The 13,114-nt window shown below is 66.4% G+C and carries 10 protein-coding genes and 2 tRNA genes; 5 read left to right on the plus strand and 7 right to left on the minus strand.

Going from position 1 to position 13,114, the window contains the following annotated elements; all coding sequences use genetic code 11:
• A partial coding sequence (locus AB4Y80_RS16445) for an HNH endonuclease signature motif containing protein (protein WP_442213509.1) occupies nt 1-253 on the plus strand: 253 nt, incomplete at its 5' end.
• A gap of 96 nt (nt 254-349) precedes the next feature.
• Nucleotides 350-1,147 (plus strand): hypothetical protein, encoded by a 798-nt coding sequence (locus AB4Y80_RS16450; RefSeq protein ID WP_442215416.1) that lies wholly within the window; start codon nt 350-352, stop codon nt 1,145-1,147.
• Here AB4Y80_RS16450 and AB4Y80_RS16455 read toward each other — a convergent pair whose 3' ends face one another.
• The 5 genes from AB4Y80_RS16455 to AB4Y80_RS16475 form a co-directional block, all read right to left on the minus strand.
• A complete protein-coding gene (locus AB4Y80_RS16455) occupies nt 1,148-1,630 on the minus strand; it encodes a MarR family winged helix-turn-helix transcriptional regulator (protein WP_442215417.1) in 483 nt (160 codons plus the stop codon).
• Complete coding sequence (locus AB4Y80_RS16460; RefSeq protein WP_442215418.1) at nt 1,627-2,751, minus strand: LLM class flavin-dependent oxidoreductase; 1,125 nt, start codon at nt 2,749-2,751, stop codon at nt 1,627-1,629. The genes AB4Y80_RS16455 and AB4Y80_RS16460 overlap by 4 nt, the downstream gene beginning before the upstream one ends.
• A 161-nt stretch (nt 2,752-2,912) precedes the next feature.
• Nucleotides 2,913-6,158 (minus strand): efflux RND transporter permease subunit, encoded by a 3,246-nt coding sequence (locus AB4Y80_RS16465; protein ID WP_442215419.1) that lies wholly within the window; start codon nt 6,156-6,158, stop codon nt 2,913-2,915.
• 54 nt (nt 6,159-6,212) lie between these two features.
• On the minus strand, nt 6,213-7,712 hold the full coding sequence (locus AB4Y80_RS16470) for a malate:quinone oxidoreductase (protein WP_442215420.1): 1,500 nt from the start codon (nt 7,710-7,712) through the stop codon (nt 6,213-6,215).
• Between the two features lie 99 nt (nt 7,713-7,811).
• Nucleotides 7,812-9,485: an ABC transporter substrate-binding protein gene (locus AB4Y80_RS16475; protein ID WP_442215421.1), complete on the minus strand. Its 1,674-nt coding sequence runs from the start codon at nt 9,483-9,485 to the stop codon at nt 7,812-7,814.
• Between the two features lie 193 nt (nt 9,486-9,678).
• On the opposite strand from AB4Y80_RS16475, the gene AB4Y80_RS16480 reads away from it, so the two are divergent.
• A tRNA-Leu gene (locus AB4Y80_RS16480) sits at nt 9,679-9,760 on the plus strand.
• Nucleotides 9,761-9,966: 206 nt separating this feature from the next.
• Here the strand turns inward: AB4Y80_RS16480 and bcp are convergent.
• The gene (gene bcp, locus AB4Y80_RS16485) at nt 9,967-10,443 is read right to left on the minus strand and encodes a thioredoxin-dependent thiol peroxidase (protein ID WP_442215423.1); all 477 of its coding nucleotides are present in this window, start codon (nt 10,441-10,443) and stop codon (nt 9,967-9,969) included.
• Between the two features lie 175 nt (nt 10,444-10,618).
• On the opposite strand from bcp, the gene AB4Y80_RS16490 reads away from it, so the two are divergent.
• Nucleotides 10,619-10,804, plus strand: a complete 186-nt coding sequence (locus AB4Y80_RS16490; protein ID WP_442215425.1) for a CsbD family protein — start codon at nt 10,619-10,621, stop codon at nt 10,802-10,804.
• Between the two features lie 222 nt (nt 10,805-11,026).
• Here the strand turns inward: AB4Y80_RS16490 and AB4Y80_RS16495 are convergent.
• Nucleotides 11,027-11,099, minus strand: a tRNA-Lys gene (locus AB4Y80_RS16495).
• A gap of 249 nt (nt 11,100-11,348) precedes the next feature.
• Here AB4Y80_RS16495 and ilvD point away from each other — a divergent pair.
• Nucleotides 11,349-13,097, plus strand: coding sequence for a dihydroxy-acid dehydratase (gene ilvD / locus AB4Y80_RS16500; RefSeq protein WP_442215426.1), 1,749 nt, complete (start codon nt 11,349-11,351; stop codon nt 13,095-13,097).
• Nucleotides 13,098-13,114: the final 17 nt, after the last annotated feature.

Here is a 13,114-nt window from a genome sequence, read left to right on the forward strand (position 1 = left end):
TTGCACCTTCCCCGACTGCACCGCCCCCGCCTGGTGGACCGAGGCCCACCACCTCACCCCCTGGCAGCTGGGCGGGGAAACCGACATCAACAACGCCGCCCTGCTCTGCAGCCGCCACCACCACCTCCTCCACCACGGCGCCTGGACCCTGACCATGATCCACGGCACCCCCCACTTCACCCCGCCCTACACCCTGGACCCCACCCGCCGCCCCCGCCGCAACACCTACCACCACGGCCTCCCCAGAAACTAACAACGCAACGGGCTTCGCGCGCCGCCGCCTTGCCCGCCGGACGGATGGCTACCATGGGCAACAGTGGGACAAGCCGGATAGTCCGAAGGAGATCCAATGCAACGTCGACGGGGAATGCGCAGCACCGCAACCATCTGCATGGCCATTTTCGCTACCGGGACCCTGGCCGCAGCGCTATCCCTAACCGGCTGTGGCATCACCGCTGAGGTGACCGTACCGTCGTCGAGCACTACTCCGGCAACGGTGTCAGCGTCACCGTCGGACAGTCCCGTCTCCACCAGCACCGCCAGCGTTCCCGCGTCAAGCACCGCCGGGCCGACAACGGAGCCAGTTGCGGCGGAGTGGAAAACCTACCGGGACCCGGGCAAGACCATCAGTTTCGAGTTGCCGCAGGATTGGACTACACAGCTGATTCCGGGAAAGACGGCGTCGTCCGTCCACGTTGAGGTGCGGGACAAGGCGGGTGACGTGGTGGCCACGTTGCAGACGCACATCGCCGGCCTCGGCGGCGCGTGCCCGCCGAAGTCGTTGCGGCCGTACACGGTCCTCTCCAGCATTCCCATGCCGATACCGTCGAACAACGGTGACCCGGCAGCGGTTGAACCACGCTTCGTGTACCGCCTGATTCAGGGCGCCACCCGCTTCTATGCCTCGTACGGCCTCACCGATCAGGCCGCCGGCAAGGACGGCAAGGCATGCCTCGTGTACAACACCGTCGCATCCAAGCAGCTTGGGATTTACATGTTCGGCGACGTCCTGCAATTCACCGGCGCCCTGGACGGCACCCCGGGCCTGCGGGCGTTCACCTCGATCGCCGATGCACAGGAGTACATGCGCTCCAGCGCGTACCAAGACGTGGAAAAGATGATCACCTCGCTGCGGTCCCTCGGCTGATCAGCCCCTGGCGGCGTGCTCAGTGGCCGCCCGCGCGGCGACGGCGGTGCGCAGCTTGGTGGTCAGCTCCAGCAGCGTGGACATCTCGCCGTCGGTCAGGCCGTCCTCCATGATGGCCATGATGTTTTGTACATGGGCGCGCCCGACTTCCTTTTGCAACGCAGCCCCCGCCTCGGTGAGTCCGATCAACACCCCGCGCCGGTCGCCATCGGGCGTTTTTCGCTGAATCAGGCCGCGGGCCTCCAGCCGGTCAACCAGGCGGGAGATGCTCGGCTGGGTCAGCAGGACGTTGTCGTTGAGCTCATTGAGGCGCAACCACCCGGTGGGGCAGCGGGTGAGGTTGAAGAGGACGTCGTATTCACGGACGCCCACCTTCTTGAAGATCGGGTCCTTGTGGAGGTCGCGCATCACCGCCACCTGGGATCGCAGCAGGGACTCCCAGGACTCGGTGGCCAGGCGCCGGTGCTCCGCAGCGGAGGTCATGCCGTCACCGAGTTCCCCGCATCCGTGCGCGCGCCCGCCGCCTCGGATGCCAGCTTGGCCGCCTTGCGCGCCGCAAAGGTCGGGGCGTCCGCCACATGTGCGGGACGATTGGCCGAGAATTCCTTGCGGAGCGTGGGCAGCACTTCGGAGCCAAACAGGTCCAGCTGCTCCAGGACCGTCTTGAGCGGCAGGCCGGCATGGTCCACCAGGAACAGCTGGCGTTGGTAGTCGCCGAAGTAGTCCCGGAAGGTGAGTGTCTTTTCAATCAATTCCGCAGGGCTCCCCACCGTCAGCGGCGTCTGCGAGGTGAAGTCCTCCATGGACGGCCCGTGCCCGTACACCGGGGCGTTGTCAAAGTAGGGGCGGAACTCGTTGATCGCGTCTTGGGACTTGGGCCGAATGAAGAACTGGCCGCCGAGCCCCACGATCGCCTGGTCCGCGGAACCGTGGCCGTAGTGTTCAAACCGCTGCCGGTACAGGTTGATCAGCTGCTGGTAGTGCTCCTTCGGCCAGAAGATATTGTTGGCGAAGAAGCCGTCGCCGTAGTAGGCGGCAATTTCGGCCACCTGGGGCGTGCGGATGGAGCCGTGCCAGACAAAGGGGGCGACGCCGTCGAGCGGGCGCGGGGTGGCGGTGAAGCCGCGCAACGGGGTACGGAACTTTCCCTCCCAGTTCACCACATCCTCATCCCAGAGCCGGCGAAGCAGCGCGTAGTTTTCCACGGTCAGCTCCACGCTGTCCTGGTTGTTCTTGCCAAACCACGGGTAGACCGGCGCCGTGTTGCCACGCCCCAGAACCAAGTCCACGCGGCCCTCGGCCAGGTGCTGCAGCGTGGCGAAGTCCTCGGCGATCTTGACCGGGTCGTTGGTGCTGATCAGGGTCGTGGTCGTGGACAGGATGATCTTGGAGGTTTGCGCCGCGATGTAGCCAAGGATCGTGGTGGGGGAACTCGGGACGAACGGCGGGTTGTGGTGTTCACCGGTGGAAAACACGTCCAGGCCCACGTCCTCGGCATGCTTGGCGATGGTGGTGATGGCCTTCAGGCGCTCGTGCTCGGTGGGAGTCCGACCGGTGGTGGGGTCAAGGGTGACGTCGCCGACGCTGAAAATGCCGAACTGCATGGTGTGCTCCTTCATCTCGCACCCGAGCGAGATATATACGTTTGCATCTAATATAGGGTGCAACCCGGCCATAAGCCAAAATGTTCCCGTCGGGGCCCCATGTGATCGGGAGCTCATGCGGGCGCGATGACCGCGCCCGAGCCGTATTAGCTGCGCCTGCCTCAGTCGGCCGCGGCGCGGCGGCCGCGGACCTTCGGGATGGCGCCGGTGGTCCAGTCCTGAAACTCGGTACCCGCCCCGGCCCCGGCACCCGCGCCACCTTCGGCCTCGGAACCGGCCCCGGACCCGGCCGCGGGCACGTGCACCACCTTCAGCGCCTTCACCAGCTCCCGGCGCTCGGCGCGGCCCTCGATGAGCCGGTACAGCACCGGCACCAGGATCAGGGTCAGGGCCGTGGAGGACACCAGGCCGCCCACCACCACGATGGCCAGTGGCTGGGAGATGAACCCGCCGCCGCCGGTGACGCCCAGCGCCATCGGGGTCAGCGCAAAGATGGTGGCCAGGGCGGTCATCAGGATGGGGCGGAGCCGCTGCCGGGCGCCGTGCTCGATGGCGTCGGCTACGTTCATGGCGGGCCGGTCGCCGGAGGGGTGCCGGTACTGGTTGATGAGGTCGATCAGCACAATGGCGTTCGTGACCACAATGCCCACCAGCATCAGCATCCCAATCAGCGATGGCAGGCCCAGCGGAATCCGCGTGATCAGCAGCAGGCCAATGGCCCCGGTGGCGGCGAAGGGGATGGAGACCAGCAGGATCAGGGGCTGGATCAGCGACTTGAACGTGGCCACCATGATGACATACACGATGGCGATGGCCGCCAACATGGCCAGGCCCAGCTGGCTAAACGACTCCGCCTGCTGCGAGGCCGCGCCGCCAACGGTGGCGATGACCCCCTCCGGCAGCGCGGTGGCATCGAGCCGCTTTTGCACCTCGGCGCTAAGGGATCCGAGCGCGTTGTCCTCCGGGGTCACGGACACCGTGGCCGTGCGCTGCCCGTTCGAGGAGGTGATGGTCAGCGGCGTGTCCACTTCCTTCACCGTCGCCACGGCGGACAGCGGCACCGGCCCGGCCGCCGTCGGCAGTTGGGCGTCGGCCAGGGCTGCCACGGAGTCAAATTGGGTCCCGGTGCCGATCTGCACCTTGTAGTCGGTGGTGTCGATGCGGACCGTGCCGCCGGGGAGGGGGCTGACGGTGGCGGCCATCAGCCCGGTGATCTGTGCCTCATCCAGCCCCGCCGCCACGGCCTTGGCCCGGTTGACGCTGACCTGGACCACGGGCTGGGCGGCGGAGAGGTTGCTCGCCACCGACTGTGCGCCGGGCAGGCCGGTCATGGCCTTGACCAGGAGATCGGACGCTTGTTGGAGTTCGACGCCGGTGGTCGCCTTGACGGTGACGTCAACGCTGCTTGAGGTGCCAAAGCCGCTGTCGCCGCCGCCCAGGGAGATGTCCCCGGCGTCCTTGATGCCCGCGATCGCGCCCCGGACGGTGTCCTGGAGCTGCACCTGGTCGGCGTTGGGGTCGGTGATGACCTGGAACGTGGCGGTGGACGCGCCGGAGGCGCGCAGCGCCGAGAACCCGCCGGAGCTGTTGCCGATGGTCACCTGGACATCGGTGATCCCGTCGACGGCGGACAGCCGCGCCTCGACCTTTTTGGCGGCCGCATCGGTGACGTCCAGGCTGGTGCCAGGCGGCAGCACCGCCTTGACCGTCATGCTGTTTTGCCCGGTGTCCCCGAGCAGGTTGGTGGGCAGCAGCGGGGTCATCGCGAACGTCGCGCCCAGGATGATGGCGCCCGCCACCAGCGTGTACACGGGGTGTTTTTGGGTCGTGGCCAGAACGGGTAGGTAGCCGCGCTGCAGCCAGGACGTGCGCTCCTTCTCCTCCACGACGCGCAACAGGGCCTGCCCGCTCAAGGCCGTGCCGCCGTCGTCGGTGTGCACGGTCTGCTTCAGGAACCAGTACGCCAGCACCGGCACAATGGTCAGTGAGACCAGCAGCGAGGCCAGCAGCGCGAACGTGACCGTGAGGGCAAAGGGTCGGAACAGCTCCCCGGCCAGGCTGCCCACGAACGCGATGGGCAGGAACACGGCCACCGTGGTCAGCGTCGAGGCGGTCACGGCCCCGGCCACCTCGCGGATGGCGGCCAGGATCGCAGCCACCTTGTCCTCGCCGTAGCTCATGTGCCGCTTGATGTTTTCAATGACCACAATGGAGTCGTCCACCACCCGGCCAATCGCGATGGTCAGGGCGCCCAGGGTAAGGATGTTCAGCGAATATCCCGTGGCCCACAGCCCGATGAACGTCACCAGCAGGGACAGCGGGATCGAGATGGCCGTGACCAGCGTGGAGCGGGCGGACAGCAGGAAGACCAGGATGACCACGACGGCGAATCCGAGTCCCAGCAGGCCCTCCACCGTGAGGTCGCTAATGGATTTTTCGATGAACGGCGCCTGGTCCAGGACGGTGGTGAACTTGGTGTTTTGCCCCAGCTGGGCCGCCAGCGTCGGGAGCTGGGCGTTGATGGCGCGGGAGAGTGAGACGGTATCGGCAGCCGGCTTCTTGGTGATGGACAGGGCCAGCGTGGCCGCGCCGTTGGTGCGCGTGATGGAGGTGGTGGGGTCCTCGGCCAGGGCGACGGCGGCGACGCTGCCGATCGTGGCCGGCGTGGACGCCGCCAGGGGCAGGGCCTTGATGGCGTCAAGGGAGTCGACCGGGCTGCCGGCCTGGATCGAGAGGGTCCGGCCGTCGTTTTGCAGCGAGCCGACCGGGATCAGGCTGCCGTTGTTCTTCAGGGCGTCGGCAATGGCCCCGGCGTGCACGCCTGCCGCCGCCATTTTGGCCGGGTCCGGCAGGATGGCGATGTGTTGGGAGTTGGCGCCGGTCACGTCGGCGCCGCGAACGCCGTCGATCTTCAACAGGGCAGGGACGGCGAGGCGCTGCAGGTCCGTGTTCAGGGCGGCCAGGTCCGCATCGGAGGAGACGGCCAAAAAGACGATGGGGAAGTCCGCGATGGACCCGGCGATCGGCTGCGGGTCCACGCCGTCGGGCAGCTTTTGGCGCACGGTGGTGATGGCCCGGTCGATCTGGTTCCGGGCACGGTCCAGGTTGGTGCCGTAGGTGAACGCCAGGTTGATGGTGGAGACGCCGCTGCGCGAGGTGGACGTGCTGGTCTCCAGGCCCTCCACCGCGTTGAGCGCGGTTTCCAGCGGCTCGCTGACCTGCTTGTCGATGACCTCGGGGGAGGCGCCGGGCATGGCGGAGACCACGGTGACCTGCGGGAACTCGATGGAGGGAATGAGTTCCTGCTTGAGCGAACCGAGCGTGATCACGCCGAAGACCACCGCGAAGAGGGTGATCAGCGCGATCAGGGCCCGGTTCCCCAGGGACATGTGTGCCAGGCGAAACATGAATACACTCCCAGCCGGTCGCTCGGGTGCCGTTTGGCCCCGCGGGGTGGAACCTTAGGTGTTGTCCGTGCCCAATTGCAGGGCCTCGGTGGTCGCCGCCAGGGTCTTCTTGAAAAGGTCCGGGTTGTCGTTGAGCGCGGTGCCGTAGGTGGGCATCATCTCCCGGAACGAATCCTGCCATTCCAGCTTGAACTTGCGCGGGAAGCATTTGTGCAGCAGTTCCAGCATGATCGGCACGGCCGTGGACGCTCCCGGGGAGGCGCCGAGCAGGGCCGAGATGGTCCCGTCGGCGGAGGTGATGACCTCGGTGCCGAACTGGAGCACGCCGCCCTTCTTGGCGTCCTTCTTGATGATCTGCACCCGCTGGCCGGCGGTGATCAGTTCCCAGTCCTTACCGTCGGCCTCGGGGAAGTACTCGCGCAGGGCGCCCACCTTGGCGTGGTGTGACTTGGTGACCTCGCTGATGAGGTACTTGACGAGGTCGAGGTTGTCCTTGCCCACGGCAAGCATCGGGATGATGTTGCCCGGGCGGATCGACGCGGGCAGGTCCAGGTAGCTGCCGGTCTTGAGGTACTTGGTGGAGAAGCCGCCGTACGGGCCGAACAGCAGGGAGCGCTTGCCGCCCACGTAGCGGGTGTCCAGGTGCGGGACGGACATGGGCGGGGCGCCGACCGACGCCTGGCCGTACACCTTGGCGCTGTGCTGGGAGGCGATGGACTCGTCGGTGCACCGGAAGAACTGGCCGGAGACGGGGAAGCCGCCAAAGCCCCTGCCCTCGGGGATGCCCGACTGCTGGAGCAGGTGCAGGGCGCCGCCGCCGCCGCCAATGAACACGAAGCGCGACTTGATTCGCCCGTGCTCACCCGAGGCCGGGTGCTTGAGGACCACGTCCCACCCGCCGTCCTTGGTGCGGGAAACGTTCGTGACGGACGTGCCGAAGTTGACCTCGACGTCGTTGCGCTCCAGGTAGCCGACCAGCTCGCGGGTCAGCGCGCCGAAGTCGACGTCGGTGCCCTCGGCGGCGCGGGTGGCGCTTATCACCTGTTGGGGGTCGCGGCCCTTCATGACCAGCGGCGCCCATTTGGCGATCTGGGCGTGGTCCTCGCTGTACTCCATGGAGCCGAACAGCGGATTGGCCGACAGTGCCTTATAGCGGGCGGCAAGGAACTTGCGGTGGTCCTCGCCCAGCACCAGGCTCATGTGCGGGACGGTGTTGATGAAGCCCTTGGGGGAGCCGATCAAGTCGTTGGTGACCAGGTGGGACCAGAATTGGCGGGAGAGCTGGAACTGCTCGTTGATGCCGATTGCCTTGGCCGGGTTGACGGTGCCGTCCTTCCCCGCGGGCGTGTAGTTCAACTCGCACAGCGCGGAGTGGCCCGTGCCGGCGTTGTTCCACGGGCTGGAGGATTCCAATCCGGGCCGATCCAGCTGTTCAAACAGCGCAATCTTCCAGGTTGGTTCGAGTTGCTTGAGCATGGTGCCCAGCGTGGCGCTCATGATGCCGCCTCCGATGAGTACGACGTCAGCGTCTTTGGTGTTCGAGATGAAGGTCACAGTCCAACTCCGGTAGAGGCTTTCCTAGCGCTAGAAGCGTATCGCGGCAGGTCGTGGTTGCGTAAATCCGTCCGGTTGCGTCGCGACACGCCCGGGGTGTCAGGGGCTGGTTTTGGTGAGCTGGATGTGGTTGAAGACCTCGTTCAGCACCGGGCTGAGCGGGTAGCCGGCCACCCGGTCCGAGAGCGCGATGGCGGAGATGGGGAAGGCGATGGGCACGGCCGGAATTGTGGCGGCAAGCTGCTTGCTGATGGATTCGTAGGCGGCGGTCCGCTCGGGGCCGTTGGGCAGGCTGCGGGCGCGGGTGATCTTGGAATCCAGCTGCGGGTCCACCAGACCCAGCTCGCCGCTCGGGGTACCAAAGAGCGGGCCGACAAAATTGTCCGGGTCGGAGTAGCTGCCGTTCCAGCCCATCAGATGTAGCGCGTGGTCGCCGGGGCTGGTGACGGCCTTGACGTAGCCCTCGCTCCAGGCCATGGGCACCGGCTTGATGTTGAAGCCCACGGCCGTCAGTTGCCGGGCGATCTCCGCGTAGACCTTTTCGGGGGAGGGCAGGTAGGTGCGTGCCGCGTTGGTGGGGTAGTAGAACTTGAGCTGCTGGCCCTTGTAGCTTGACGCGGCCAGCAGTGCCTTGGCCTTGACGGGATCGAAGCCCATGCCCTGCACCGCGTTGTTGAAACCGCTGAGCTTGGGTGGGATGAACTGCCCCGTGGTGGTGGTGCCGGCGATGAAGAAGCTGTTGACCAGGGCGGTCTTGTCGATCGCCGCGGCGATGGCCTGGCGGACCTGCAGGTCCTTGAGCACGGGCACGGACTGGTTGATCCCGACATACATGACAGAGAACGGGTCGCGCTGGAGCACCTGCTTGCCGCTCTTAATGAGCTTGTCGAAGTTGCTCGGGGTGACGGGGTCAAAGCCGTCCAGGGACCCGTCCCCCAGGGCCGCCAGGCGGGCCTCGGGCTGGTCGTAGGTCCTGAACGTCAGCACGTCGATCTGCCCCTTCACGCCCCAGTAGGCGGGATTGGCCCTCRGCGTGACGGTCCCGGACCGGGCGGAGGCGAACGTGAAGGGGCCGGTTCCCACCGGATGCAGGGCGTATTTGGAGACCTTGGTGCCGGAAAGCGTCTGGTCCAGGGTGTTGGCGCTGCCGCCGGCCAGGGCGGTGGGGGAGGAGATGGCGAAGGCCGGTAGCGTCAGGGCCTGCAGGAAGCCGGTCAGGCGCATGTTCAGGCTCAGCGTCACCATTAGCGGGCCGTCCACGTGGCACCCGTGGAACAACGAATTCTTCGGGTCGTCGGAGAAGGCCCGGAAGACCTGCTTGAACATCACCGCGGAGCCGTCACCGCGCGTCGCGGCCGGCAGCGTGTACCAGCGCTCGAAGTTGGTGCAGACGGCTTCCGCATCGAACGCGGTCCCGTCCTGGAATTTCACGCCCTTGCGCAGCGAAAAGGTGTAGCCGAGCCCGTCGTTCAGTTCCCTCCACGCCGTGGCCAGGCTGGCGGCCGGTGCGCCCGTGACCGGGTCAATGGTCAGCAGCCCCTCCAGAACCTGGCGCGTCACCCGGTACGACTCCGTGTCCGCCACCAGTGCCGGGTCAAATCCGGTCGGATCCGCGCCGGTACCGAAATTGAAGGTGACGGGGGCGGCCTTGGTCGTTGTGGGGCCGGGCGCCGGGGTGGCGCTCGTGCAGCCGGTCACGGCCAGGAGAACGACGCCGGCAATCGCCGCGGCCCGCCGGCTCGCCTTGCGCAGTGGTCCGGCCGATCGTGGCACGTGTCAGTTCTCCTCGGGTGGTGGTTCCATCAGCCACTTATCTTAGTGGCAGTTGTTGGGCTGTTGCCCGGCGGTTGTTTGGCGGTTGTTCGGCGGTTGTTCGGCGGGGCCGCTTGGCCGGGCCGTTCGGGCGGCCGGGCTGTTCACGTCCGGGATGGTTTCCCCGGTAGGATGGTGGACGTCTTACACGACTGCGCGAGTGGTGGAATTGGTAGACACGCAGGTTTTAGGTACCTGTGCCTTCGGGCGTAGGGGTTCAAGTCCCCTCTTGCGCACATGTATTGAAAGGCCCCGCCGATTTCGGCGGGGCCTTTCGCGTGCCAGCCATTGTGCGCAGCACTCACCGTGAGTTCGGCGCATGGGCAAACTTCACTTCCATCATGCGCAGCACTATCCGTGAGTTCGGCGCCAGTGGACAAGATGCGAAAAACTCCGGCCGAGTCCTGCGCACACGGGAAGTTGCTGCATTGGGGCCCGCAGTCTACGCGGCGTCAAGGCCCAGATCGCGGCGCAGCTTGGCCACGTGCCCGGTGGCGCGGACGTTGTATTGGGCCACGGCGACCGTGCCGTCGCCGTCAATGACGATCGTGGAACGAATGAGGCCCTGGTACGTCCGGCCGTAGTTCTTCTTTTCACCCCATGCGGCGTAGGCCTCGGCAACGGCGTGGTCCTCGTCGGCCAGCAGGGCGAACGTGAGGTTCTCGGCGGCGGCAAATTTGGCGAGTTTGGCCACGGGGTCGGGGGAGACGCCCACCACCGTGTAGCCGGCCGAGGTCAGGGAGGCCAGGTTGTCCCGGAAGTCACAGGCCTGCTTGGTGCACCCGGGCGTCGCGGCGGCCGGGTAGAAGTACAGCACCACCTTCTCCCCGGCAAGATCCCCCAGAGTGGTGGTTCCGCCGGCGGCGTTGGGAAGGCTGAAGGCTGGTGCCGGGTCGCCCGGGACAAGACGCTCGGTCATGAAGAAAACTCCTTTTCAAGGTGCGTGCAAGGCCTCCTGGCCTGCAGAAATACCAATTTCAGCCTATGCCAGATGGGGTGGGAGCCTAAATTGGCCCCTCGATACTCAGGTTGTTCCCAGAGAAGCTTCGTAGGGTCTAACACGCAACTGTTGGAATCGAATTAAGGAGGACCTCATGGGTCTCGGAGATAAGATCAGCAACAAAGCCCAGGAAGCAGCCGGCAAGGCCAAGGAGTCCGTCGGCGACGCAACCGACAACGAAAAGCTTCAGGCCGAAGGTGCCGGGGACCAGGCCGCCGCGAAGGCCAAGCAGGCCGGCGAGCACCTCAAGGACGCCGCGAAGGACGTCTTCGACAAGTAAGCCACCGCACGCCGACGGGCGGGCACTCGCTGCCGGCTCACGAAAAGCGCCCCGCCTCGCAAGAGGCGGGGCGCTTGCGTGTTTGGTGCTTGCGTATTCCAGGATCCCGGCGCGGATGCCCAGCCCTCAAGTGACTGCCGGCCTCAAGTGAATGCCGGCTGCGGGCAGCAAAAAACCGGCCCCGGCTTGCATGTTCTGCGGCCGGGACCGGTTCTTCGTCGGTGCACCCCTCGGGACTTGAACCCGAAACCCATTGATTAAGAGTCAATTGCTCTGCCAATTGAGCTAGAGGTGCATTTCGCACTGCGGTGACACAGCCGGATTGTGTCCGTTGTGTTCCCCGCAACGACATGAAACATTACATGGTTTTTGGGCCTGTGTGAAATCGAACGAATGGATTGCGGCCCAGATCACACGGCGGGGCGCCCCACACCGCCCCATTGCCCGGATTTCACGGGCGGGCGGAGGCAAAAAAGTGTCCGCATAGTGACCCGATCGTCCTGCGGCTGGCCCGGCCGCGCACGGGAGTCATAGACTGGCGCCCATGAGCGTGGAGACTAATACAGAAGACCCAGAAGACACCGTCGTGCGAACGGCCGACGGGCTGCCCGACATCAAACCCCGCAGCCGCGTTGTCACCGACGGCATTCATGCCGCCCCGTCGCGCGGAATGTTCCGTGCGCTGGGCATGGGCGACGACGACTTTGCCAAGCCGCAAATTGGTGTGGCGAGCTCGTGGAATGAAATCACGCCGTGCAACCTGTCCCTGAACCGGCTGGCCCAGGGCGCCAAGGAAGGCGTCTTTGCCGCCAACGGCTTTCCCATGCAGTTTGGCACCATTTCCGTCTCCGACGGCATCTCCATGGGTCACGAGGGCATGCACTTCTCCCTGGTCTCGCGCGAAGTCATTGCCGACTCCGTGGAAACCGTGATGATGGCCGAACGCCTCGACGGCTCCGTGCTGCTGGCCGGGTGCGACAAGTCCCTGCCCGGGATGCTGATGGCCGCGGCCCGCCTGAACCTGGCCAGCGTGTTCCTGTACGCCGGCACCATCATGCCGGGCTTCGCGAAGATGGAGGACGGCACCGAGAAGGAAGTCACCCTCATCGACGCCTTCGAGGCCGTCGGCGCGTGCGCCGCCGGCAAGATGAGCCTGAAGGACCTGGACTCGATCGAGCGGGCCATCTGTCCCGGCGAGGGTGCCTGCGGCGGCATGTACACGGCCAATACCATGGCCTGCATCGGCGAGGCGCTGGGCATGTCCCTGCCCGGCTCGGCCGCCCCGCCCAGCGCCGACCGCCGCCGCGACATGTATGCGCGCAAGTCCGGCGAGGCCGTCGTCAACTTGCTCAAGCTGGGCATCCGCTCCCGCGACATCCTCACGAAGAAGGCCTTCGAGAACGCCATCGCCGTCACCATGGCGTTCGGCGGCTCCACCAACGCCGTGCTGCACCTGCTCGCCATTGCGCGCGAGGCCAACGTTGACCTGACCCTCGATGACTTCAACCGCATCGGCGACAAGATCCCGCACCTGGGCGACCTGAAGCCCTTTGGCCGCTATGTCATGTTCGATGTCGACAAGATCGGCGGCGTGCCGGTCATCATGAAGGCCCTGCTCGACGCCGGCCTGCTGCACGGGGACTGCCTGACCGTCACCGGCAAGACCGTTGCGGAGAACCTGGCCGAGATCAACCCGCCGGACCCCGACGGCAAGGTCCTGCGCGCCCTGGACAACCCGATCCACAAGACCGGCGGCATCACCATCCTGCACGGCTCCATGGCCCCGGAAGGCGCCGTCGTCAAGAGTGCCGGCTTTGACCTGGACGTCTTCGAGGGCACCGCCCGCGTCTTTGAGCGCGAACAAGGCGCCCTGGACGCGCTGGACAACGGCCAGATCCACGCCGGCGACGTCGTCGTGATCCGCTACGAAGGCCCCAAGGGGGGCCCGGGAATGCGCGAGATGCTCGCCATCACCGGCGCCATCAAGGGCGCCGGGCTGGGCAAGGAGGTCCTGCTGCTCACCGACGGCCGGTTCTCCGGCGGCACCACCGGCCTGTGCATCGGCCACGTCGCCCCGGAAGCGGTCGACGGCGGCCCCATCGCCTTCGTGCGCGACGGCGACAGGATCCGCGTCGACATCGGCGCCCGCACCTTCGACCTGCTGGTCGAGGATGCCGAGCTCGAGGCCCGCAAGGTCGGCTGGGAGCCGCTGCCGGCCAAGTTCACCTCCGGCGTCCTGGCCAAGTACGCGAAGCTGGTCAACAGCGCCTCCACGGGCGCGTACTGCAGCTGACCGCGGTGGTGGGGGCG

The organism is Specibacter sp. RAF43 (assembly GCF_052114065.1).
GTDB lineage: Bacteria > Actinomycetota > Actinomycetes > Actinomycetales > Micrococcaceae > Specibacter.